We start from the raw sequence: 23330 nt of genomic DNA, 5'->3' as shown, positions 1-23330 counted from the left end.
CAATCTGAATCTCAATCTGTCAGCAATCCTATGTGCGTCAATTCTATAAATGTTTGTCATAACCTTTTCTTAAATACGATATTTGCGGATATAGTAATGATAAAGATGGCAGGCATCGGCGGCGTTGTCATCTACCGGTACGATGCCGTATTTGCTCTTGCAGGCGCGAATCATCTGCTCCTTGGTCGCCCGCCCGTCTCCCGTCGCCCATTTTTTGAGTGTGGCGGGATTGACGAACTCCGGCTCGGGAAGATCCAGCTCGTCGCAGACTTCGAGTAAAATGCCCCGCAGCTCCGCCAAACGGCGCAGGTCGTAGAAGTGGCGGTTCACGGCCACATCCTCGGCCACGACCTGACGGATGTCGTAGCGGCGCATGTAGGCGAGGAGCATCGTGCGGAATGCCCCGTGCATCTTGTTGCCGTTACGCCGTTTCGATTCGGTGAAATTCCACGTCCCCGCCTCGTGCAGCGAGAAATATCCCGTGTGCGTGGCGATGTCCAACGCCAGTACCTGCTCCCTTGTCAGGATGCTATTCTCCGATGCGCGATACTCCATTTTCCTTGACGATTACCAGTTTATTGGGATATCCCTCCGCAACATTCCCGTGCGATACCACCAGCACGGTCCCGCCGAGGGCGTTCAACGCCTCGAACATAGACGCCAGACCGGCTTCGTCCACCGCTTCCAGTATCTCGTCGAGAACAAGCAGGTCCAGCCCTTTCTCGTCGTCGCAATTGGCGTTGACGAGCTTTTGCATGGCAAGGATTGTCGCCAGGTTCACCCGTGCGGCTTCGCCTGCCGAGAACTTGCCGTATGAGCCGCAGTCCACGCCATCACGCAGCAATGAAATGGAGATTTTCTCGCGCACCTTACCGCTCTTGAGCACCGTATAACCGTCGAAACGGATACGGATGTCGCTGCCGATACCGACGAGGAACTCGTTGGTGATACGGCTGAGTGCCTCGATTTTGGTGTTGGCCAAGTAGGTCTTGAACCGCACGAAACGCTCCCGCTGTACCTCCAATGCCCGCACTTTGTCATCCACATCGAATTTGCGTCTGGCGGTCTCCATCGAGCGCTGTTTTTCCTGTTGCAGCGTAGCGCGAAGCGACTGGGTCAGGTCGGTCGTCGCGGCTTCGTTCACCTCACGGATGGTCTCTTTCAGGGTCTCCACGGCACACTCCGCCGAACGGATGTCCTCCTCGGCCTTGCGCTTCTCCCGACCGAGTGCGGCCTCCCGCTCGTCGATGAAGCCGAACATTTCGTCGAACACCTTGCGGCGGATGCCGTCGATCTCCTCCTGCATGGCGGCAATCCCGGCTTGGGTGCGCTTGCGGTTATGCTCGGCATCCTCGACACTGCTGGTGGCACCGCGCACCGCACGCTCGTGTTCCGACAGTTTCTGTTCCCAATTCCGGTGCTCGTTCTCCATGTTGCGGCGTTCGGTGCGGATACGGGTCTGCTGCATCTCTACCTCTTCGGATTGTCTCTCCCCGGTCTCTATGCGGCCGTTCAACGCTCCGAGTTGCTGCTGGCGAAGACGCAGCTCCTTCGTGCCCGCCTCGATGTCGAATCCGGGGTGAGCCACCAGGAACTCGTGCCCGCAGGCGGGGCAGGCAATCGAACCGGCCAGTTTGTTGGACAGCTCGTCGATACCTGCCGAGACGGTACGGCGCTTGCGGCGCAGCTCGTCCAAACGTCCGGCAAGGTCGCGCAACTGGCTGTCTATCTCCTGCAACCGTGACCGATAGCCTGCCGTCTGTTCCTCGTACTGCGAGCAGAAACCGGCGTAGTCCTTTTTGAACTGCTCCCACGCCGCACGTTTCTCCGCCAGCGTCCTTTCGGCGTGCTTGACCGCAGCATCGAGGTTGGCAAGTGAGGCCCGGGCAATTTCCATATCCTCCTTTTTGAGCCGGAGAGCTCGGTTCCAGTCCGTGCGCCGTGTGTTCGGGAAGAGCGGCATAAACGATTCGATGGCGTTCAGACACTCTTCCAGCGAGGTGTCCGAAGATTCCAGCTCCTGCAACGCTTCGTCCGCCTGCCGGAGGTTCACTATCGTCCCGTCGGTTTCATCCGCCGACTCTTTCCGGACACGTATCTGCTCCCGTTTGTCGGCGATGGCCGCTTCGAGCTCCGCAATGCGGGTCGCACGGGTACGCCCGCGCTCTTCGCCCGCCGCCGTCTCGCGGTCGATCTGTTCCTGCAACATCTCGATACGGCCGTCGATGCCGGCCAGTTCGAGGTTTATCCGCTGCTGCTCGCGACCGAGCGGCTCGATGTCCTCCTCGACACGGGCGATGGCTTCGTCCACAAGGATGCCGTTCGAAAAGCGGTTGATGATCTCCTTTTTCTCCTTGTCCGACGACGACAGAAAGTCCTCGTAGCGGTATTTCGAGAGGATAAAATTGTTCAGCAGCTCATCCCGCGTAATACCCAGTTTGTCGAGGATGTAGCGGTTGTAGGCATCGACCGAGGGCTGTACGGCTTCGTCCGTCTCCACGTTCTTGCCGCCTCGCCGGAGCGTGCAGGCAACCGTCGATGTCCCTTTGCGGGGAATACAGCGTGAGACAACGAGTTCCTCATTGGAAGCGTCGTTTGTCAGATGCAGGTCGATGCGGCACTCCTCGGCTGTATCGTTGATGATCTCCTCCGAACGTATCTTGCGCAGCGGACTGCCCGTGATGCCGATGGCAATGCACTCCAACAGGGCGGATTTCCCGGCACCGTTCGACTGCTGGGAGTCGTTATCACGGTTGTCGCCGAATATCAGGGTCGTAACGCCTTGCTGCAAGGTGTACGACAGGCGGCGGAAAGCACACAGGTTTTCCGCCTCTATGGTTTTCAGTTTCCACATGGTACATTTCCGATTTTAGATAAGTATTCCAGTCCGACAGCGATGTCATCGATCTGCTTCTCGCGGCAGAACTCCTCGTAGGTCTCGCGGATACGGCGGTTGTCGAATTTCTCGAAGAGCGACGAGGACGAGGCTTCAAGCATCTCTTCATCGTCGGCGATAAGCTCTATTTTGGTGGCTCCGGCTTCCAGAAGTGCGGCCTTGTCCACCGACTTCAAGGCCGCCTGCGGGGCATGGACCCGCACTTTCACCTTGTAGCGTCCGTCGGCATCGATCTCCCGGAGTTCGTCCATGAGGTGCAGGCCAGCCCGCTCGGCCGGCACATCCAGCACCTTGTAGCGCGTGTTCACCTTGTTCTTGATGAACTCGTGCGTGCCGTCGGTGTAGATGACCGTGTAGCCCTTCTCTTCGTCCTCGCCGAAGTTGTGCTGACGGCTCGACCCGATATACTCGATACGGGTTTTCGGGATGATGCACCGGTTGTGGTAATGGCCGACGAACACCTTGTCGAACGCCTCGAAGAGGTGTACGGGCAGTTCGTTGTCGGACGGCTGGGACAGTGCCCCGTTGATGCCTTCATGGATGTACAGGTAGTTCAACCGTTCGGGGTCGAGACGCACCCGCTCCAGCTGCTCCGGGAAGCTGCCGTTCTCCGGAAAGTAAGCGACCATGTGCAGGATGAACCGCTGTCCGTCGGGACAGGGCAAGGCGATGTAGTCGTCCGCGACCAGCACGTTGTCGTGTTGGTCGAAGATGTGGCAGTAGCCGCGCGGCGATTCCTGGTTTACCTTGTCATGGTTGCCGTTGATCATCGTGACGCGCATGCCGTACTCGGCAGCCAGCAACAGGGCGTCGTGAACGGCCAGCAGCACGTCGAGCGTCTGGGCGGCACGGCTCAGAAAGAGGTCGCCGCCGAGGGCGATGTCCCGGATATCCATCTTCCGGCAGATGTCGAGGGCCTCCCGCCAGTTGGCCGTAAATTCGGGTATGTTATCTTTGGATACGTGTATGTCATTGAGTAATAACAGACACGGATAATTCTTTTCCTTTGGCATAAGCATGTGATGTAGGAAAGGGAAGCGCAGCACAAGGCTGCTCCTTCCCTGAAATGAATAACTCTATGTGTCTGTTTATCTGCGACGGCGACGGGGTTCCTCCTCGGCCGGCGGTTCCGGTGCTTCCTCCTCTTCGGAAGGAACGGGACCCTGCATCGCCTCCTCGATCATATTCAGCAGGTCTTTGTTCGAGGTCGAACGGGTCACACGGATCTGGAGACTTTCCTGCTCGATGTAGGCGCGGATAAGCCCGCGAAGTTCCTGTCCCTGCTCGGTGCGGTCGCCCAACCCCTGCTCCTGCAAGCTGTCGAACCGCTCGAACAGGTCATCGAGGGTGGCGGCTCCGGCCGCCGGGTTGTCCTTGTTGTCTTTCGTGCGTTTGTCGAACGAGAAGGAACTGGTGTCCTCTTTCGGGAGGGCGGCCATGATGGTTTCGATGGCCTCCTTCATCTCGTCCGTCTCCATGATAGACATGCCGTAACGGGCATCGCACTGCTTGAGATACTCGACGGTCGCCTCGGCCTGATAGCGCGAGTAGCGGTAGATGATGTCGGGAATGCGGGGTGCGGAGAGCAGGGCCGAAAGTTCCTCCTTCGAGAGCACGTCGGTGTCGCTTTCGTTGTCGATGCTCACGAGGTATTCGGTCTTGCCGCCGTTCTTTTTCTTCTCGATTTCTACCGGATAGGCATCGTGTACCGAGCACACGGGACAGGGATAGTTGGGGTTCTTGGCCAGTTTCTTCTGCCAGAGTTTGAACTTACGCTCGTCGAGGTCCTTGAACTGGCTGTGCGAGAGCGTGAGAAGCTGGAGCCCTTTGGCCCGTTCATCGAGGTCGAGGACGTAGAGTGCGTGGCCGTAGCTGTACTTGAGACCGCCGCCGAAGCTGCCGCCGCCGATTTTCTCGGCCAGCTTGTCGTCCCCCTGTGCCTTGGCCTCCGCCACGGCGGCCTTGCGGTAGATGTCGATCAGGTCCAGCGGATAACCGGCGTCGGTAGCTCGCGGAACGGTCACGTACAGGTACGAGGCTTTGCCGCCCGTGGAAGGTTTCTCCAGTTCGAGCAGCAGTTGGTGGACGGGGAATTCGTAGCCAGGACGGGCAAGGACGCCGTCGGTGGTCGGCGCGATGGGCAGGACGCGCAGGCGGTACACGCCCAACTTGTCCATGCGGAAGAATTCGGTGCGGGCGAATGCCTTGTTCTCTTCCTGCGCCCGCTGTTGCGCCTGGGCATAGGTCTCCTGCGAGGCAAGGAATAAGTCCTCCACGGAAACCGGATTCTCTCTTTCAAGATTTTCGTCTTGCATAGTGTTGAAAGTGATAAAATTACTAATGCCGAAGAATCTAAAAGACGACGAGGGACGGGTTCGGATGCACCGCCGCTCTTCAGTTTAGAATCTGGATGGAAAGCCGGACAGTTCCGGTCCGTTTATCACTTTCCCTATGCGCCGCCCGAACGGGCGGATTCAATTGAGTGTTTACAAAAATAGCCTCCTTTCACGAACGGGCAAAATAAACGGTTGAATGTTTGCTGAAAAAGTGGATAACGCACTGTTTTTAAGTGGTTTATTTTACCCTGCGAATAATCGTTTCAGGTTTTTCCCGTCGTGGGGGTCTGCCACGGAAGACGCAGGCGCTCCGCCGGATAGAGGTTCGACGTGTCCACCTTCGAGGCGTCCTCGACCATCTGGCGGCGGATGGCGGAGATGAGTTTTCGGTTCCGGCAGATGAATTTTTCCAGCTTGCGCCGCCGCATCTCGTCGTAGAAGGGCTTCTTTGCCGGGGTCATCACGGTAGCGCGGCGGCAATAGAGGCCGTCCCGTTCGTAGAGTTCCATGTAACGCCGGAACTTGGGCTTCCTGAGCGACGGGTCTTTCGAGGCCGAGCAGACGATACGGATCAGCGGCAAGGGCGGAGCACGGTGTCTGCCCGCCGGCAACGACTGCATGATAAGCTGGAACACTTCGGGAACCTCGTATTTGAGGAAGAATCCTAATTTGGTCTCCTCGAAAAGGTAACGCTTATACGTCCCCTTCGGCCTTCCGGACCTTCCGGGACGCTTTGCGGGGTTCGGTTCCGCTTTGCGGGTGATCCTCGCGCCCCGGTGTTTCTTCGCTTGTGCCATGTGTTTCGGGTTTTACAGGTTCGACAGATGACTGGGCGACGCTGTGCGTGCGACGGCGTTTCTCGCTGATGGCGGCGCGGCTGTTCAGGTCGCGCTGGATGTTGAGCTTTTTCATGTTACGTCATGTATGAAAAGTGAATATTGATTTCCGTGTTGTACATGCCCCGTTCGTAGATGCGGACGTAGCGGCTTCCGGCATCGATGGTGAAGGACGAACCCCGGTTGTATTTGTGGTCGTCGTTCCAGTGCGCCATCGTGGTGCGCAAGCCGTATTTGGGCGGCTCGACCTTGTTGGGAATGACGGCGATGATGCCGCCCTCGTTGCTGCCGTCACGCCGGGCGGTGTTGATACGGCCCTGAATGCAGACGATGCTGCCGATCTGGCGTACGAACAGCTTGCTGGTATCGGTTCCCGAACCGCTGTTCGACATCTGGAGCCAGCCGGTGTCGGGCAGTTTGGGCTGGTAGTCGGCGGCGTAGGCAGCACCGAGATTTTTGCAGGCCAGTTTGCGGGCATCGTCATCGGATAATGCGAGGTCCGATAATTTCTTATCCCGACGCACATAGTTGTCTGCAAGGTCTTTGCTGCCGGCGGCGGCCAACTTGTCCCGAAGTATCTGCTGGGCATCGGACGAACTTTTGCCCTGACCGACCAAATAGGCAATGTAGTCCTGGAACAGCTCTGCAAGACGGCCGAAACGGTTGTCGGCGTCTTTCTTGGAATGGACACCCAGATTCCCGGCGGCGGTCTGCTGCTCGCCTTCATTGAGTCCTCCTAACAGACGGTCGGCTTTTTTCCGGAGTTCGGCGGCGACCTGTGTCGTAGTGACGTACCCTTCGCTCTGGGGCGTGTCCTCCCCGGCAAAGTTGCCGCTGGCAATGGCGTTCAGTTTGTCGTAAAGCTCTTGGGTGAAATCTTTGGTCGATAGCCCCTTGCCCTCGACGGCATCCACTTTCTTGTTCAGCCCGTCGGTCAGGGCTTGCTGCGTGGCGTAGGTCTTGGCGATGGAGATGCCGTTTACCTGCAAATCGCCCTGCACGTCGACGAAGTTTTTCGGGACGAGCAGAATGCCTCCTGCCGCGTTGGTGATGGAAAAATGAGGATGCTTGTCTGCGGTATAGCCCACAATGGCGGCTTCCGCCCCTGACTGGTCGCACCAGCGTATGGTACCGCCGAATGCGGCATCCGTCAGGACGTGGTCTGCGTCCGAGAGCGTGATGCCATGCGCCGAATCGACAGCCAGCACGGCATGTACCGCCACCCGTTTGTCGGCTCCGCAGACCTGCAACAGCGGCAGCGTGCATCGCTTGCCGTCGTACACCTCGAAGTTCCGGAAGTAGGCCGTGCCCTCATTGTAGCCGTCGTAGTTGATGCGGACGGTTCCCTTGTCGCTTCGTTCGGAGATGTTCTTCAGTTGGTTTCCCGTAAAGAAAAGCGAACCGGCACGCACCGTGTCGCTGCGCAGGTCGGACAAGGTGCAGAGACGCTCCGTGAAGGTGGCGGCGACAACGCCTTTGCTTTCGATGATGACGCTGCCTTTAAGCAGGTCGAATACGACAGCGGCGACGGGAGCCGCATTCGTGCCGGCTTCGAGACGGGCGACGGAGGCTTCGGGAAAGTAGCCCCGCAGAATCTTTTTGCTGCCTGTCGGCGAGACCAGCAGTGAATGTTTGCTCTCGATACCTTTCTCGACGGTCAGGGTGCCGGTCAGCAGGAGGTCTTTGCGAACGGTCTGTCGGGTAAAAGGACTGTCGGTCATCAGGGCGTAGCGGCCGAAGAATTTATCCGCCAACCGGGGTGCATAGTCGGTCGTTACCTCGATGAACTGTGGCAAGGCTCCCGTGACGGGATCGGCCGTGTCGGGCACGGAACGTCCGCCCGAAGCCAGGTAGCAGGCACGGCCGCGTTTGTTGACTTCGTTGGCGTAGGTGACCGACTCGTTGCTGTTTTTCTCGTAGATGTAGTACGGATACGAAGCGTCGGCACACCCCTCGAAACGACGGATTTTACTGCCCAACCACACGTATCCGGGGGTGATGACGGCACCCTGGCACTGACAGCCGGAGATGATGAAGTTGGAACAGCCGTCCAGCAGGCTGCCGACGGCCAACACCATGTCCTGCAAGTTGATGATATCGTCGGCGTAGGTGTAACGGCCGCCGGGTTCCGCGATGAATTCTTTCATGATTTCGTTTTATTGGGTTTGAGCTCTTCGCCGTCGATTTTGATCAGGTAGGTCTTGCCTGCCGTGCGGTAGGTATTCACCGCGTAGGAAAGCATGTAAACGAACTCCTGCGTGGGGATGGTGATGGACGGCACGCATACCATGAAGCTGACTTTCGCAATGGCTTTCTCTTCGGTGAGCAAATGGAACGGCCGGGGATTTTCGTCGTCACTATCCGTCGTGACCTGCTCACCCTCGTACCACACCGTGAACGGCCGGCCGACCGTCGCGTCCTCGTGGTAGAGATCCACGCCGAGCGGTGTGCTGTCGGTGATGTGGATGGCATCGGATGCGTCGCGGAAGTAACGGCGGAACCGGTAGTTCAGCCACCACTCGAACCACATTACCTGCGAGGTCATGCGCGCCTCGATCTGCCGCTCCCGTGCCCATGCGCAGAAACGGTCGTTCAGGCTTTGCAACGGCCATACGAGGCTTTGCAACAGCAGGATGTAACGCCGTCCCGACAAATAGTGCGGGGTCAGGCGGTTGATGAGCCTGTCGGTCGGCAACCGGTATCTGTTATTGTCCATCGACGCTGAGTTTTAGGGCTTGTCGGAAACCCGGTATCTGCTCTTCATCTCCCTTCCCGGAGGACTGGCGCAGGTATCCGGAGGCGGTGTGCCGCATCCGAGCAATGCGCTCCATCGGCATCAGGGTCCCGTCGCTGTTGTGGCAGGCCAAAAAGACTCCCTGCCGGGGCGTGGCCTCTTCGTCGATCCACGCGTCGGTCACATGCTCGGCCGAGCGGATGGCTTCCATGACTTTGGAGACATAGACGACGGCATTGAACTCGATGTTCATCATGTATTCCTTCAGCTTCTCTTCGATGTTGTCGAACACCTCCGCCTCGGAGATGGCGCCGTCCCAGAAGACGGAAAGCCGGGGCACCAGCAGGTCGCCAGGCAGGGAGGTTACCTCGACGCGGGTACCGGCGAATTTGATCTTGGCAAGGTAAGCGCGAATCTGTACCAGCTCCTCTTCATCTATGGCGGACAGGTTGCCCTTGTCCCCGGTGGCGACTTTCAGGACCAGCTTGCTGTCGAGGTTCACGTCGTCGCTGCTTTCGTCATACGACACTTGTGTGATGATACGCTTGCTTTCGTCCACGGAGGCGTACCCGAAAGCCAGACCGTCTTCGCGGACGGTCAGTTCGTCGCCTTTCTGGTACTGGAGCAGGGCACGGGCATAGTAATCCGGAGTGCCGTTGATGCGCCGGTTGATGGTCTCGGAGATGTCGTAGGCGAAGACATCGAGCAGGGTCTCGAAGCTGTGGATGACGGCAGCGACCGTCCATGTGATACCGTTCAGGATGGAGAGCTTCGAGTCACTGGAAAATTCGTTCAGTTCCATGCGTTTGTTGCGCTCCCGGACGACTTCGTCGTATATTTCTTTCAGGGTTCGGCTCATGGGCTCAAGGTTGATTGGGGGTGTAACGATAGCTTTTTTCAGGGGTACGGATGACCCAGGCACCGCCTTCGTTCCAGCTCTCCTCGTGGGTGAGCAGCCAGACAGCCTCCAGACCGGTGGCGGGGAGACATTCTCCCGCCGCATTCCGCACGGGTTCCGCATAAGTGCCGGAAGGAACGACGGGCAGTGTGAGGTCGCAGTTGCGGCGGCCGTAATGGTGGGTAACCAGCCGGATCAGGTATTCATTGACGGCAGCACGGCTTACGTCGGCATCCGTCAGATCGAGCGTCATCAGTTGCCGGCACTCCGCCAACGGCAGCAACGTCCCGCAGTTCAGGCGGCTGAGGTCCATCCGGAAGACGCCGTCCAGCAGAGGTGCGAAGTCTAACGGGCATGAACCGCCGCAAAGCGAGAACCGCTCGCAGCGAAGCGGCTCGGACAGACGGATGCGACGGGCGCCGCTCGCGCTCAAATCGAGGCTCTGAAGGGTGAAGTCTCCGTAAAGGCGTACCTGTCGGAGCGTGGCGATGGTATTGTCGAAACGGTGCTCGACAAACCGCACCGAAGAACTCAACGCTACGGGTTCCAACGCGGAGTTGTCGCCCCAGTCGATTTCGGCGGTACCGCTGCCGGAAAGAGAGAAAGCCGTAGCGATTTGTGCGGCTTCCAGCGTAAACCACAGACGGCGGCCGCCCGACGGATGCTTGGGATAAACGTTCCGTTCTCCGCCGGCCGGGACGATTTGTTCCCGGCGGTATCGGGCGACCACATCCGCGTTGATGACGAAATCGTCCGTGTAGAAGAGTTCGTCCCCGCTGCGGAGCGTGTCGGCCAGAGAGAGTGCGGGATTACAGATCAGCAGGTCCACAATGCCCTCGATGGAACCGGTCAGGTGCAGGGCTACGTCATACAGGTTCTGACCTTCGGTAACGGTATATTTACCCATGCTGTTCCTCCTTTTCTTCGGTTTCCAGCAGGAGTTCTCCGGTGACGGAGTCCATGTAGGCGTTGATGATGACCATGTTGTCGCCCTTGAACTCGGCTTGCAGTCTGGCTGCGAGGTTGTTGTTCTCGAAGTTGCCGTGCAGAAAGTCGATCAGACCGACTCCGGTGGTGGGATACTGGTACAGGTTTCCCGGAAGGGCTTTCAGCAGGAACACCTCGTTCTGGTATTTGGCGGCACCGATTTCCAGATCGGTCGTGTCGCCGGAATAGAGAAGCAGGCAGCCGTCCCGGAGGACAAGGTGGTAACGGCCTTCTTCGTTGACGGTCTCGTATTCGGAGAGCCGGATGGCCCGCATCGCACCCTCGCTGTCCTGCAAATACACGGGAAACCAGGTGGTGTTGTTCGCGGAGTTGATGACATATTCGGGATGTCCCGTTCCGTTGTCCAGACGCAGGCGCACGAGCAGTTCCTTGTAGAGCGGCGTGTAAGGGATTTGGACGTGGAAACCCTGCTCGCCACGGCGGCGCACGGCGAAGTCCGCAGGGACGGTAATCTCCCCGCGTACCCGCGTCTCGTCCTGTTCTCCCGACAGACGGAACGGATAGAACACCTTGCCGGCCAGACCGGCCGAGGTGTTTACCTCTCCCAAGGAGGGATTCATCGTGATGTCCATGCGTGCCATAAACAAGTATTGAAAAACCCCGGACACAGGTGCGCCGGGGCCGTGTGTTACGGATAGGGATTAAGCGGCATCGTAGATCTTCTCCACCACCATCCACATGTCGTCCGGCAGTTTCTCGTCCGAGATTTTCTCGCACGCCTGTTTCAGGTAGTCCAGTTCGTCGGTCGTGAAAGCGATGGACTGCGGCGTGTCTTTTTCGATGTCCCACTCGATGCGTCCGTTCTCTTGGTTCTCGTGCAGGCCGACCGCTTCGCGTTCCTCGGCGGAGATTTCGATTTTGCGCAGGATCTCTTTCTTGGTGTTGAACTCCTTGAATGTGCCGTCTTTGGGCAGGATGACCGGGATGTAGAGCCGGTCCTTGATGTTTAATTCCATATTGCTGATAATTGGTTTTCGGATTATTCGGTTGCGGTCGCGGCAGTGACGGCGGACTGAATCTGCACCATAAGGTTCTCGAAGTCAGCCATCAGTCCGGCAATGGCCGCTTCCTTGGGCAACGAACAGAAGATTTGCCCGTTTTCGTAGGTGATGGTGCCGATAAAGACCGGAGGCGTGTCGCTGTCGGGACGGCTTTCCGGTGTGTAAACAGTCGCCACCACCCGCTCCAATGCGCTGTCGGTGATGGTGAAATCCAGGTTGTAGAAGGCGCGCTCGGTACGTTCCTGCGCTGTCTTTGTCGTTGTGATGCGGATGATGTTCATCATGTTTTATCGTTTTGTATAAGAATAGCGGCATGGGCGCCCGATGGTTTGCTAATGGTCCCAGTTATTGGTGCTGATGACCATAAAATTGAAGGAACCGTCGTTGCGTGTGGAGTCGTCTTGCGTATAGATGTCGAAATAGTAGGAGTAGATACCCTTCACGGAAGGATAGATGGATGTATTGTCCACCGTAGAGAAAATGCCGGTCGCCACAACCATGTATTTGCTGGCCAGCCCCCATGACGATGGCAGATAAACCCGGTATTGACCTTTCCCCAGACGGGTAACGGAAACACCCGCCGAACCGTCGAAGGTGTTGTAGCTGATAGAGGCACTGGAAGCGGTGCCCGTAACGATGCCGGAAGCCAGTACCTGCAAGTATTTCCCGTATTTGCCCGTAGTCATCAGGTCGCGGCGGTTGAGCACGATCCAGCCGAAGAAGGTTTTGTCATCCCCGTAACCGATCATTTCGATGACCTCCCGGGAGAATTTGAGCGTCGTTTTCGAGATGCCGTCCTCGAAGAAGTATTTGCCGCTGGGTGCCGTAATGGACATGTAGCCCGTCGAGATGGTCGAGCCCCATTTGTAATTGACGAGGCAAATCCGGCGGCCGGAGTTTTCCAGGGTCCATTGCAGGTTGATGTTTTCGTTCCAGCCTCCCGTCTGTGTACACACCACGTTGTCGTAATGCACGGGGTCGGTCTGTACCTCACTGGTCGTGCCGCCGCCTACTACGATCCAAATCGACGGGTCGTTCTGGACAAAGGCGCTGCGGATGGTTCCCTGTATGGTCACGTCCTTGAATTGCCCGCCTTGCGCGGTGATGTTCCCGGCGGCATCCCACTTGAATTTGCCGTTGGCCACCTGTCCCGAACCGTCCGTGTTGAAAAGGCTGCGCCCCGAGCCGAACGAGGCGGAACCGTCGTTGTTGAGTTTCCACCGCGTACCGTTGGTGATGGAGCCGTCGGCACCCAGCGAGACGTTGTTTTTCCAGATACGGGTGTTGTCGAAAGCCCAGCCGGCAATGCGGTTGTAAATCTCCTTGGCGCCCGACTTGGTATAGTTGGCCGAAAGACAGAAGTATTCCACGTTATCCCACGTCATCATCTGGATACCGAGGAATCCTGTCTTGACCGTACTGCCCGAAGCGGCGATCTGCCCGAAGACCACATGCCCAGCATTGCTGCTCTGGTGCCAGGTCATCACGATACCGAGCGGTTTGTAGGCACCGGTGTACCAATAGCCCGAACCGCTGGCCGCGGAGCGGATCTGAATCGGCATGGCGCCGATGGTGCCGACACTGCCGGCCGTGATGTTGTCCGCCCCGATGGTCCACCCGCCGATCTTACCTCGAACGAATGTACAGGTCAGACCGTTGATATAGTCCGTGTTGATGATGTTGGCCTTGATGCTGGCCGCATCGAGTTTGGAAGCGTCGATGCTCCCCGCCGCAATGCGGTCGGCACTGAGCGTCCCCGTCCGGATGCTGCCTGCATCGATGGCGACGGCATTGACCTGCGCCGCAGTAAGCGTACCGGTATAGATGCCGTTGGCGTCTATGGTGGTTGTGTAACGCTCCGAGGTGGTGACATCGAACACGGTGGCGTATGCCACCTGCCATGTAATCGGTGCTTCGGCCGTGGCAGCGGCCCCTTCGGTCAGATAAAAGAAATTGGTCGTGGAAAAGGATGCCGTGCCGCATTCCACTTTGTAGATGTACTCGCACCAGTCTCCCGTCCCGGCGGTCGGTGTCAGCCATTTGCTGGTACCTCCCGTGCCGATGTTGTTTGTGGCCCAGGCGATTTGTCGCCCGATCGGAATCCTGGCGATGATACGGGCGATAAATATCTTTTTGTAGCCGGTAGTGGTATGGAAAGTGAATCCGCCGAAACCAGGAGTAGCATTTCCGGTAGTTTTAATCTCCAGTATATAACCGCTGTCATTGGGAGCCGATGCGCTGGTTCGGGTCACAGTCACCGTACCGTTCGCGGCGTTGTTGTAAACACTGGTGCTGTTGTTGCCCTTGCGGAAAGTAGGGTCTCGGTAGAGCATTTTACCGAAAGCCATCGCCCGCGCCAGTTCTTTGGCCGCATCGGACTTACTGGTAGCGTCTGCCGCCGCTGCATCGACGGCTTCCGCTTTTTTTGTATCCGCATACGTTTTGGCGGAGGCTAAGGCTGAGTTGGCCGCATTGGTCCAGTTCAGCGACACCGCTGCCGAAAAGGTCACCACTCCCTCCGCATTCCATGAAATGTTTCCCGAAGCGATACAGCCGGAACCATCGTTGTTCAGCTTCCATTTGCTGCCGTTCGTGATAGAACCGTCCGCACCCAATGCGATGTTGTTCTTGTAGATGCGGGTCGCGTCGATGCTCCAGCCGGCAATCCGGTTGGCCGAGCCGAAACGGGCAAGGCAATTATCGGCGGCATCCGTGGCGAAAAATCCGAAATCCGTATCGGAGTTGTAGTAAAGCTGCACGCGCCTGCCGTTGGCGACACCGGCGTTCTCTCCGTAAACGACCACCCGTTTGTTGCCGCTGTCCAGCACGATGTGGCTGTTGGATAACGTGGTGGCTCCGATGGTCCAGCCCCCGATGGTGCCCCGGACGAAAGCACACGTCAGACCGTTGATGTAGGCCGCATTGATGATGTCCGAGCGGATTTCCGCAGCATTCAGACGGGCGGTAGCAATGGTGCCTGCCGTAATCTGCGAGGCGTTGATGTTGATGGCGCTGACGGTATTGGCGGATAGTTTTCCCGTGAATATGCCGTTTGCGTCGATGTAGGTCAGCTTGTTCGACCAGCCCTCTGTATTGGCTTTCGAGGTGATGGCATCCGCTACGGCACGGGCATCCGTACCGGCTTTCTTGGCGTCGGCGATAGAAGCGTTCAGCGTAGTGGTCAATGTGGAGATTTTACTGTCCGCATCTTTGCCTGCCTGCGTGACAGCCTCGTTTTTCTTCGTATCGGCATAGCTCTTGGCACTGCCCAATGCAGCGTCCGCTTTACTCTGGGCAGTAGCGGCAGCAGCGTTCAGGGTCTCTGTTTTAGCCTGCTGGATGGCATTGGTCCAGTTCAGACTGACACCCGCACCGAACGTGATTTTACCGGTTGCGGCATCATAGCGGACAAACTGCTCGCCGTAACCGAGCTGGACATTGCCGCCGTTATCCAGAAGAAAGGTTTTGTAACCGTTCCTGAACCCGCAGATCCCGTCGATGGTTTCGGTAACAATACTGCCCGACGCGGTTTTCGTACTGAGGGCAAAACGTCCGATGGCGGTACCCGTAATGGTTCCGTCCGTATTCTTCACACCGGCAAAGAGTTTCGGCGTGATGACGGTATGGCTGTCGATGAGCGTTTTCCCCGTATTCCACTCCCGTACCCAGTCCAGCAGGTTGGCATCGGCACCGGCTGCACCCGGCGCACCGGATTTTGCTTTCGACCAGACGAACGACAGGCGGTAAGATGTTCCTGCAATGGTAACGGGGATGTCCAGTGAACCGTGGTCGGCAAGGGTTGTCGTTCCGGCGGCAAGCGTATAGGTCACTGTCTTCCGGCTGTTGTCCACTGTAATGGACGAAAAGCCCGCCGGCTTGATAATCGCTCCGATGGTAAAGTCCTGGTATTCCGAATCGCCCAATATGACCTTGACGGTCGAGGTCAGGGTAACGGCTGAGAGTAGCTTCCCCGAATGGTCTGCGGGGAAGACATATTCCCCGAGCGATTGACTGATCGTGTAGGAATCTTTCTGTATGTATATCGTGGCTTGCCCACGGGCGATAAGTTGTCGGCTGCTCATACGTTTTGTTTGTATAAGAATAGCCGTATGTGTGGGCAATGAGTTTATAACCGAGAACGGTAAAAACAAAAGAAGCATGGCCCTTTGGCCATGCTTCTTTTTCGATGTTGCCGAACGGACTTACTTCGAAGCCTCGATCGAAACCTTACGGAATTCTTTCAGTGCTTTCTCCAGTTCCAACGATGCTTTGCGGGCACGGGTGCCGGCAGCTTTGTTTCCGGCTTCCATCTGAGCCTTGGCATCTTTCGAGAAGGACTCCATCAGTCCGTTGATTTTTTCTACAAGTTCTTTCATATCAATGTTTTTTATTTTCAGGCGCAAAGATAGGAATTTTTTGGAATTTCACCCGTAACGCGGTTGTTTATCGCATTGCCTGATTGAATACCTCGCAGTTGAATACCGCCTTGCGCCACACATCCTCCCCGGTAATCCGCAGCGTGCGTCCCCGGTGGTCTTCCGCATTCCAAAGGGCATCGCTCCCGGCATCGTCGCTGATACGGCTCCAGAGAAACTGTTCATCGGGAATCCGGTCCGTAATCTCCGTCCCGGCTTTGTAGAGGCGGGCACGGAGTGTCGTCTCGACTATCTCGTTACGGAAAACGGTACCCGAATCGGACTCCACATGCAAAGAATAGCCGTCACTGCCGTCGTATTGTTTGGAGACGGTATGGGTAGCATGATACGATGTGCCGGACGACCGGACGACGAAGCGGAGCGTCAGTACGTTCCGTCCTTCCCAGCCGGGAAAGTCCGGCGTGAGCGTGTAAACGGACGTGTTCCCTCCGGTGTCTTTCCATCCGCCGTCCGCGGCGAGGTGTTCCCAACGGCAGGAATCCGCTGTCAGGTTTTGCGCCGTACCGGTCAGGAGGATTTCCGTCGGGTCGCAGAGATGGCCGGAAACGGCATCGGAATAATGAAACACCGTACCGCCCTCGACGGTGACGAAACGGGGTCTCATCTGTTCCTGCATCTCCTCGTCCAGGTCCTCCCAGCGGATGGTGACATCCTGCAAGATGATGGTGTCTTTGTTCCAGCGGAAACGGCCGCCGGAGAAGTATCCGCTGCCGTCGGGGTTGATGACGAACGAATCGTTGCCGGCACGGATGGAACCGTCCGGCTCCAACCGCAGCAGAGGGTGCTGGATCGTGCCGCCCACACCGCCCCGGCAGAACCACGCCCCGTATTCGTCGGTTTCGTTCAAGGTGTCGTCCGTGGGTTGATATAGCGTTGGAACGTTCCCTTTTTCGAGTTGTGGGGAACTGAAAAACCAGACTACCCGGTTCTCGGTGCGGAAATCGATGCAAAGGTCGCTACCGGGGACAGGTTCGATGTCGAAAGCGATATGTACCCGTTGCCAGGATTGGGGCATTATAAGGCTGGCAAGCACCTTTCCCCCGTGAAGAATATCGAACGAGGTTTCTTGTTTGGACGGGCAGTAGCACCAGAACGATAGACAGTAATGCTCGCCCGCGTGTTTCTCCGTCCATGCTTCTTTCTGGCAAAGCAATGTCCCGCCGCTAACGGGGAGCAGGATGTTTTTGCCGATACCGCTTGGAGAGTGGGATGAAAGGCGCGCGACCGTCGTGGTGAAATTGCCGTTCAGCGAATTGAGGATGCAGTTCTTGTGAATGCGTCCGGCGTAGAAAGTGCTGCCGAAGCCGCCCTCGTCACCCGCGGTCAGCGTACCGGCCACATGGACATCCCGCGTGGCGTACAGACGCTGAAAGTAAGCCCCGTAACCTTGCAGCATGCCGAACAGCGGGTCGATAACTCCCGTGATGCGCCCGATACGGATTTTGGCGGCTTCGGAAAAGGAGGAAAGGTCTTCTAACAGACAGACATTGAGGTCGCCTACCTCGCACCAGTCACCCTGTTCAAGATGTCCGGAAAGGTCGAAAGCCAGTACGCGGGCATATTCCGCAGGGAAATCCACCGTAATCAGGCACAACCGGTACTGCCATTCGGTCGTAACGTCCACGGTGTCCTGTCCTTCCGTCTCTGTGCCGTCGGCATACCCGAAGCGCAACGGTACGGCGGACAGCTCCTTGGAGGCACGGATACGGAAGGAAATGACCAGACGCTGGGGATGGGAGACGGACCGGGGAAACGGAATCTGCAAACCGACTGAAGCTGCCGTCTGACCGGTAGAACGGGTGATTCGGATAATCCGGCTGGCCGGACCTTCCGAGGGGAGATAATGATAGCTCCATGTCACGTTGTCACTGCAACCGAACGCGGCAAGCGATGCTGGGCGGAACAAGGAACGTTCCGTCCCCATGCCGTCGATGACATCCATGTACGGGGCTTCTTCGTCCGAAGCGGTCAGGTACATGGCGCCGCTGCGCCGTTCATCGGTCAGGCTCGTGAGGCGCACGAAATCCAGCAGCTCCCCGTCGCGGGGCTCGTCACCCTCGATGAGCGCACCGATGAAATACGGCGACGATGCCTCCTTCCCGTCAGGCAATGGCACGGAGTCCTCACCGGTGGTCAGTACGACCATCAGGCTGTAAAAGGTCTGTGTGCCGTCCACGTACTGACGGCGCACGACGTCTCCGGTGTGCAAGCCCTGCCGTTTCTTGGAACCGGGGTCGATGCGTATCTTGAATCGGGAATATTCGTATAGGGCCATAGTCTGATTTACAGTTTCTCGACACTGTCCCCCGAACAGGTATCGGTTACCCACAAGGCTCCGTTGGTCGCCGAGGAACGCTGCACCTCCAGTTCGTAAAGCCGCATCCGTTTCCGGACGGTCAGTTCGTCGAAGGTCGCCGAGATGCTTCCCGTCGTTCGGCTGCGCAGGATCGCCCAACCGGTACCGGCCATTCCGGAGGTGAACCGCTCCGAGGAGAGGCTGCCGTCGAAATAGGCGTTACCGCTGTGACGGATGCCGTCCTTAACCTGTCTGAGACAGATGTCGTCGGTAAAGAATAGCCCCTCCGCCGTAAGACGGGTGAAGCTCCCGTCGATACCGATGTGCCCCGTGACCTCGACGGGATTCAGGGCGACGATAAAGTCCCCGAATGTACCGATGCGCAGGGAGTTTGAAGTTCGGGTCAGCGGAGCGTAACGGCTGGTCGAGGGTGCATGGAACAATAGTGTTGCAACCTGTTCGTATTGACCGCCGGGAGATTGGGTGTGGTCGCTGCGGGAAACGAAGGCCAGCATGTCGTCCTCTCCGTTCAGATAGCAGCCGCCCGTGCTTCCGAAGCGCAGCCGCTTATGGATGATGATGCCTTCGTCCTCGCTGTCGGTGCGGTACGATGAGAGCAAGTCCCCGCCGTAGTTGTGCCGCACCCGGATGGAGTCGGGAAAGTACGCCGCCCCGTATGGGGAGAGCAGGACATGCTCGCCGTCGATGTCCGTGAGGTTCGACATCAACCGGATTTTAACCGTGCGGTCGCCGCCCACAAGCAGGTCGCCGTCGGCACCCTCCAACCGGATGTCGCTCACACTGGAACCTTTGAGTACGGTAACTCCGCTGATTCGCACGCCGCATCCGGCTGAAAAGGTAAGGTCGCTCAGACAGGATACACTCTTCCCGAGAACGGAGAAGAGCAGACGCCCGCCGTCTCCCAACTCCACGCCTTGCAAGGCACGCAGCTTTCCGGAGAGTGTCGCCGCTCCCGTGACTTTGAGGGAACCGGCGACAGTAGCGTCGTGCATCGACCAGTCCACGGTGGGAAGGTTGGCATTACCGCCGTAATAGACTTCGCGTCCATGAATGAGCAGGTTGTCCGAAGTCAGGAGCACTCCGTTTTCTTTGGCTTCGCCCAACAGGATACTTCCGGTCAGGGAAAGGTGGGCGTCGGCGAAATCGACCCGTTTCCCGCTCAGGTAAATCGTACCGGTAGCCTGCTCGCAACGGAGCGGCTGCATACCGCCCACAAAGAGTTGGTTGCCGCCGACATGTACGTCGCCGGTCAGGCGGATACCGTAGGTGTAACCGATGATGTTTCCCTCGTCATCGCTTTGCGAGGTGCGGTACGTTTCCAGCAGACGACGGTTGTCGATGCCGGCGGCAAAGCCGTAGTCGGCGCATAACGGCCCCTGCATGTCGCCGCCGCTTCTGGGCAGATAGCCGGCCCAGTTACCGGTGCCGCCGCCCTCCCCGGAAACACCGGACGAAATCGCCTCGGCAAACCCGTAAGCCGTGTTGTGCAGACGGATGGACGTGTCGTCACCTTCCTCCACTCCGTAAGGATTCTCCTCGCTCTTGCGCTCCTGGGCGTTGAAGAAGGTCTGGTATAACTGGCGGTAGATGCTGTAACACAGGCTCTGCGGATCCAGACCGCCGATGCCGGGATGAAGGGTAACGCTCATTTGGTATAGGAGGTTTTGGACAGGAATTTCTGAATCTTGGAGGTCAGCGAGAGGAAGTTGGGGAAGTTCAGCGGCTGCATGGTTCCCATCAGCGTAGGTGTCATGATCTTGCTGCACTCTGTCAGGAAGTCCAGCATGAGCTGCGCCAGCTCGTTCCCCAAAACAAGCGGTTCGGTGGCGTTTTCGTCGCCGAGCGTCACTTTGTTATCCGCTACGGCAACGGTCGTGGAATTTACCTTATGCACGATTTTGTCGGCGGTCTGTTTGACTTCCGACTTATCGACGGTCTGCGTGATCTCTTCCGCACCCTGCACGACCGACGACTCTTTGCCGCTGTCGTTCCTGACCGTTGCCGTGATACCGTCGGCCGTGTAGTTGGTATGGGCTTCGTTTCCGGTCGGTTCCAGTTCGTCGTAGTCGGGCGAGGAGTCGCTGTCGGGGTCGAGAGCCTCGGTTTCCGTCATACCGATACGTACCTCGGAGTGTGCCTCCATGCGGATGGTCTCGGCATGGGAGTAGTTGACGATGTAGGCATGGCGGGTGGCAGCGTCCAGGACGATGGTTACCTCCGAGAAAAGAGTCGGCACGATGAGAAAACCGCCCTCGTTGTTCCGCGCGGCAGCCAGCAACACGCCTTTGTGGATGATACCGCCCGCCGAGGCCGTCTCGTCGGGATATTCGCCCACGTCCACCGTGCCGCCGTAGTCGGCGAACTCTTCATCGCCGGGGTCGTCATGTATCTTGGCAACATAGCCGTGAATCATGCGGGCGGTACCCACACCGCCCATGCCGCCCGGAGCCATCTCGATACGCTCGATACTGCGCCCCAATGCGATTTTGCGGATCGCCTCCTGTATCATCCGCCGGTTGTTGTCCTGTGAGTTATGCTTTGTCTCCATACGTTGTCTTTGTTCCTTTGATTTTATGCGGTATCGTGATTTTCTGCCGGTAGCCTCCCGTCCCGAAGGTGGTCGTAACCTCCTCGACGATATAGGTGCCGTTCTTGGCGGGGTTCCGGTCATCGGTAAGCTCCACCTGGCAAGCCGGATATAACCCGAAATCCCCGAAGAGCGTCACCGAACCGCTGATGCCGTTCAGGTTGTAGCTGCGGAAGTATTCGATGGCCTCCTCGACGAGCTTGTCGGAATTGATTTTCATGTTCGGCGACATGTAGGGCACGATGGTGTAGGTCGAGAGGTCGGCTTTCGTGCGGGTCTGTGCGCCGCTGGCCGTGGTGTTGCCCGTGACCTTGTGCGTCTTTTTGCTGATTTGCGTGGCGTTCACGGTCTGAAACTCCTTGCTGCCGGGAGTATTCGGGTCGTAGTCGGGATTCAGGCGCACCGTTACCTCGAAGAATTTCTCGTCCGAACCCAATGCCTTGGCCTGCACGGCAAGGAATTTCGGGTCGGTTTTGAGCACTTTCAAGTCCGACGATGCCACGTGCGTGTCGAAGCGTATGCGGAAAGGGCCGGACGACGTGTCTTCCGGAAACCGGGGCTGGCTCTTGGCCGATGAATACGGGCGGCCGATGGCGATGGCAGGCATCTGGTCGGGACTGTTCTCGTCGTATTTCAGAAAGCAGTAAATGCGGTAACGGCTCCACGCCGAGAGGATGTCGGCCACGGTGAAGTTGTCGGTGATTTTAATTTTTCCGATCTGGATGTCGAACCGTTTGGTCTCGGAGTGCAGTTTGAACCCGGTATCTTTCAGAAGGTTGTGTTTGCCTTCCATCACATCATTCACATTCGTGCCCGATGCCGGCGTCTCGAACTTGGGAGCCTGTTTCAGTTTGAGCTTGTAGGCCATATTTTCGCATTTCAACTCGAAGCTGCTCTCGGTGTTGTAGCCGGTGATGTACCCGTCGAACATCGTGCGCAACATCCCGTTATATCCCAAACGGATACGCACCCGTTGCCCGATTTTGAAGGTCGTGGCGTCCATCGCCGAGTAGCTGGAACGTTTCTCAATGACCACGCCGTCCTGCATGACCTCGGTGGTTATCCGGCTGGCATCCTTGCCTTCGAGGGTGGCAGTTCCGACGATGGTGGAACGGAAAACGGTCCCTTTTGGAAAGCGGATGGTCGCCGTGCCGATGAGCTTCTTGTAGGTTTCGACGATTTCGACATTTTGCACCTCCGTGAGTGTGACGGGGTTCTGTATCGCCATCGGGTTCCCCGGGTCGGGATCGCCGATGGAAATACGACAGCATAGTACGTCGAGCGGTGCTACAGCCATAGGTTGTTCAATTTTAGTATGGAGGTCGGGTCGATGACGTCGGTGCCGAACCGTACCCACTTGATCCATTTGTTCGTATGTTCGATGGCTTCGTCCACGACCTCCGCATCTTTGGAAATCAGCTCTACCGCCTCGGAGGGTTCCACCGCCACGCATTGCAAGGTATAGGGCTGCACGTTTCGGTATTCGGCGGTTGGAAGCGAGTAACCCAGAATGATGAGTTGCGAGATTTTCAACTGCCGCAGGATGGTGTTGTCGCAGTCGATGACACCTTTGTACTGGACGATTTTCAGGAATTTAGACAGTTCGGCTTCCGGATACACGTCGGGATATTTGCTGGTTATCCGACCGTTTACGGTAAATTCCAGATCTCCGCCCGAAATGAACTCCTTGCGGGTATAGTCGCGGCCCTGCACCGTGGTCAGCACGATGTTGTTCTTCGAGGAAAGCTGTACCTGCGGACCCAAATCGACGAAGGTGATCAGCCCGTATTTGCTGTTGGGCTCCACCTTGCCGCTTTCCTTGTCGTAGTAGGTTCCCTCACCGCTGATTTTCAATTCGATGTAGTCCGCCACCGTGCGACCCACGATGCTGTCGGTGTAGTTCTTCTTCTCGGCCACAGCCTGCTGCTCCTTGATGAGCTGGTAGTATTGTCCCGATTTGTTGACGATGGCACTCTGCGACTGCGTTTCGAGGTACTTGTCCCGCTCTTTCTGTTCCCAGTATTTGATATAGCGGGGGTAAGAGCGGAGCATGCCGTAGGCGGTCTGGCAGGCGAACTGGATGACGGCACGTTTCAGGATGTCACTGTTCTTGGAGAAGTAGTGCACGGCACCGTCCTGAAACTCCGCGAGTCCCAGACCGATGGCGCGACGGACGGTATCGCTGATGTAGCCGCCCAGTCCGCCGTGCGAAAGGATGCCTCCGCTGAGAAGTGTCGAGGCTCCGATATTGAGCAATCTGCTGCCGAATAGGTTCTTCATG

Annotated in this window: 19 protein-coding genes; all 19 read right to left on the bottom strand. The window is 57.5% G+C overall.

Annotation, left to right across the window (positions count from 1 at the left end; translation table 11 throughout):
* Window positions 1-69 precede the first annotated feature (69 nt).
* The 19 genes from ACGHVY_RS10160 to ACGHVY_RS10070 all read right to left on the bottom strand — a co-directional run bounded on the left by ACGHVY_RS10160 (window position 70) and on the right by ACGHVY_RS10070 (window position 23329).
* Window positions 70-555, bottom strand: coding sequence for a crossover junction endodeoxyribonuclease RuvC (locus ACGHVY_RS10160; protein WP_390598804.1), 486 nt, complete (start codon window positions 553-555; stop codon window positions 70-72).
* Window positions 530-2854 (bottom strand): SMC family ATPase, encoded by a 2325-nt coding sequence (locus tag ACGHVY_RS10155; RefSeq protein WP_390598803.1) that lies wholly within the window; start codon window positions 2852-2854, stop codon window positions 530-532. The genes ACGHVY_RS10160 and ACGHVY_RS10155 overlap by 26 nt, the downstream gene beginning before the upstream one ends.
* The gene (locus tag ACGHVY_RS10150) at window positions 2842-3909 is read right to left on the bottom strand and encodes an exonuclease SbcCD subunit D (protein ID WP_390598801.1); all 1068 of its coding nucleotides are present in this window, start codon (window positions 3907-3909) and stop codon (window positions 2842-2844) included. Before ACGHVY_RS10150 ends, ACGHVY_RS10155 begins: the two co-directional genes overlap by 13 nt.
* A 75-nt stretch (window positions 3910-3984) precedes the next feature.
* Entirely contained in the window at window positions 3985-5211 is a 1227-nt protein-coding gene (locus tag ACGHVY_RS10145) for a hypothetical protein (protein ID WP_390598799.1), read from the bottom strand.
* 284 nt (window positions 5212-5495) lie between these two features.
* Entirely contained in the window at window positions 5496-6029 is a 534-nt protein-coding gene (locus ACGHVY_RS10140; protein WP_390598798.1) for a hypothetical protein, read from the bottom strand.
* Window positions 6030-6145: 116 nt separating this feature from the next.
* Window positions 6146-8215 carry a hypothetical protein gene (locus tag ACGHVY_RS10135; protein WP_390598796.1) on the bottom strand — a complete coding sequence of 690 codons (2070 nt, stop codon included), beginning with the start codon at window positions 8213-8215 and terminating at the stop codon, window positions 6146-6148.
* A complete protein-coding gene (locus ACGHVY_RS10130) occupies window positions 8212-8784 on the bottom strand; it encodes a hypothetical protein (protein WP_390598794.1) in 573 nt (190 codons plus the stop codon). Before ACGHVY_RS10130 ends, ACGHVY_RS10135 begins: the two co-directional genes overlap by 4 nt.
* Window positions 8774-9661, bottom strand: coding sequence for a hypothetical protein (locus tag ACGHVY_RS10125; RefSeq protein WP_390598793.1), 888 nt, complete (start codon window positions 9659-9661; stop codon window positions 8774-8776). The genes ACGHVY_RS10130 and ACGHVY_RS10125 overlap by 11 nt, the downstream gene beginning before the upstream one ends.
* A gap of 4 nt (window positions 9662-9665) precedes the next feature.
* Entirely contained in the window at window positions 9666-10607 is a 942-nt protein-coding gene (locus tag ACGHVY_RS10120; RefSeq protein WP_390598791.1) for a hypothetical protein, read from the bottom strand.
* The gene (locus tag ACGHVY_RS10115; RefSeq protein ID WP_390598789.1) at window positions 10600-11289 is read right to left on the bottom strand and encodes a hypothetical protein; all 690 of its coding nucleotides are present in this window, start codon (window positions 11287-11289) and stop codon (window positions 10600-10602) included. The genes ACGHVY_RS10120 and ACGHVY_RS10115 overlap by 8 nt, the downstream gene beginning before the upstream one ends.
* Before the next feature lie 60 nt (window positions 11290-11349).
* Complete coding sequence (locus ACGHVY_RS10110) at window positions 11350-11664, bottom strand: RNA-binding protein (RefSeq protein WP_390598787.1); 315 nt, start codon at window positions 11662-11664, stop codon at window positions 11350-11352.
* A gap of 23 nt (window positions 11665-11687) precedes the next feature.
* The gene (locus tag ACGHVY_RS10105; RefSeq protein ID WP_390598785.1) at window positions 11688-11993 is read right to left on the bottom strand and encodes a hypothetical protein; all 306 of its coding nucleotides are present in this window, start codon (window positions 11991-11993) and stop codon (window positions 11688-11690) included.
* 48 nt (window positions 11994-12041) lie between these two features.
* Entirely contained in the window at window positions 12042-15791 is a 3750-nt protein-coding gene (locus tag ACGHVY_RS10100) for a hypothetical protein (protein WP_390598784.1), read from the bottom strand.
* A 120-nt stretch (window positions 15792-15911) separates the two neighbouring features.
* Window positions 15912-16085, bottom strand: coding sequence for a histone H1 (locus ACGHVY_RS10095; RefSeq protein WP_390598782.1), 174 nt, complete (start codon window positions 16083-16085; stop codon window positions 15912-15914).
* Window positions 16086-16152: 67 nt separating this feature from the next.
* A complete protein-coding gene (locus ACGHVY_RS10090) occupies window positions 16153-18420 on the bottom strand; it encodes a hypothetical protein (RefSeq protein WP_390598780.1) in 2268 nt (755 codons plus the stop codon).
* An 8-nt stretch (window positions 18421-18428) separates the two neighbouring features.
* Window positions 18429-20111, bottom strand: a complete 1683-nt coding sequence (locus ACGHVY_RS10085) for a hypothetical protein (protein WP_390598778.1) — start codon at window positions 20109-20111, stop codon at window positions 18429-18431.
* Complete coding sequence (locus ACGHVY_RS10080) at window positions 20108-21010, bottom strand: hypothetical protein (RefSeq protein WP_390598776.1); 903 nt, start codon at window positions 21008-21010, stop codon at window positions 20108-20110. The genes ACGHVY_RS10085 and ACGHVY_RS10080 overlap by 4 nt, the downstream gene beginning before the upstream one ends.
* Window positions 20994-22346 carry a hypothetical protein gene (locus tag ACGHVY_RS10075; protein WP_390598774.1) on the bottom strand — a complete coding sequence of 451 codons (1353 nt, stop codon included), beginning with the start codon at window positions 22344-22346 and terminating at the stop codon, window positions 20994-20996. Before ACGHVY_RS10075 ends, ACGHVY_RS10080 begins: the two co-directional genes overlap by 17 nt.
* A complete protein-coding gene (locus tag ACGHVY_RS10070) occupies window positions 22337-23329 on the bottom strand; it encodes a DUF6046 domain-containing protein (RefSeq protein WP_390598773.1) in 993 nt (330 codons plus the stop codon). Before ACGHVY_RS10070 ends, ACGHVY_RS10075 begins: the two co-directional genes overlap by 10 nt.
* Between the last annotated feature and the right edge of the window lies 1 nt (window position 23330).

Source organism: Bacteroides sp. f07 (assembly GCF_042854785.1).
Classification (GTDB): Bacteria; Bacteroidota; Bacteroidia; order Bacteroidales; family Bacteroidaceae; genus Bacteroides.
Note: the sequence above shows the minus strand (reverse complement) of the source record. Positions and strands in the feature narration are given on the sequence as shown.

Coding starts and splice junctions, on each gene's coding strand:
- ACGHVY_RS10160 (WP_390598804.1), bottom strand. CDS start 555: ATGGAGTATCGCGCATCGGAGAATAGCATCCTGACAAGGGAGCAGGTA.
- ACGHVY_RS10155 (WP_390598803.1), bottom strand. CDS start 2,854: ATGTGGAAACTGAAAACCATAGAGGCGGAAAACCTGTGTGCTTTCCGC.
- ACGHVY_RS10150 (WP_390598801.1), bottom strand. CDS start 3,909: ATGCCAAAGGAAAAGAATTATCCGTGTCTGTTATTACTCAATGACATA.
- ACGHVY_RS10145 (WP_390598799.1), bottom strand. CDS start 5,211: ATGCAAGACGAAAATCTTGAAAGAGAGAATCCGGTTTCCGTGGAGGAC.
- ACGHVY_RS10140 (WP_390598798.1), bottom strand. CDS start 6,029: ATGGCACAAGCGAAGAAACACCGGGGCGCGAGGATCACCCGCAAAGCG.
- ACGHVY_RS10135 (WP_390598796.1), bottom strand. CDS start 8,215: ATGAAAGAATTCATCGCGGAACCCGGCGGCCGTTACACCTACGCCGAC.
- ACGHVY_RS10130 (WP_390598794.1), bottom strand. CDS start 8,784: ATGGACAATAACAGATACCGGTTGCCGACCGACAGGCTCATCAACCGC.
- ACGHVY_RS10125 (WP_390598793.1), bottom strand. CDS start 9,661: ATGAGCCGAACCCTGAAAGAAATATACGACGAAGTCGTCCGGGAGCGC.
- ACGHVY_RS10120 (WP_390598791.1), bottom strand. CDS start 10,607: ATGGGTAAATATACCGTTACCGAAGGTCAGAACCTGTATGACGTAGCC.
- ACGHVY_RS10115 (WP_390598789.1), bottom strand. CDS start 11,289: ATGGCACGCATGGACATCACGATGAATCCCTCCTTGGGAGAGGTAAAC.
- ACGHVY_RS10110 (WP_390598787.1), bottom strand. CDS start 11,664: ATGGAATTAAACATCAAGGACCGGCTCTACATCCCGGTCATCCTGCCC.
- ACGHVY_RS10105 (WP_390598785.1), bottom strand. CDS start 11,993: ATGATGAACATCATCCGCATCACAACGACAAAGACAGCGCAGGAACGT.
- ACGHVY_RS10100 (WP_390598784.1), bottom strand. CDS start 15,791: ATGAGCAGCCGACAACTTATCGCCCGTGGGCAAGCCACGATATACATA.
- ACGHVY_RS10095 (WP_390598782.1), bottom strand. CDS start 16,085: ATGAAAGAACTTGTAGAAAAAATCAACGGACTGATGGAGTCCTTCTCG.
- ACGHVY_RS10090 (WP_390598780.1), bottom strand. CDS start 18,420: ATGGCCCTATACGAATATTCCCGATTCAAGATACGCATCGACCCCGGT.
- ACGHVY_RS10085 (WP_390598778.1), bottom strand. CDS start 20,111: ATGAGCGTTACCCTTCATCCCGGCATCGGCGGTCTGGATCCGCAGAGC.
- ACGHVY_RS10080 (WP_390598776.1), bottom strand. CDS start 21,010: ATGGAGACAAAGCATAACTCACAGGACAACAACCGGCGGATGATACAG.
- ACGHVY_RS10075 (WP_390598774.1), bottom strand. CDS start 22,346: ATGGCTGTAGCACCGCTCGACGTACTATGCTGTCGTATTTCCATCGGC.
- ACGHVY_RS10070 (WP_390598773.1), bottom strand. CDS start 23,329: ATGAAGAACCTATTCGGCAGCAGATTGCTCAATATCGGAGCCTCGACA.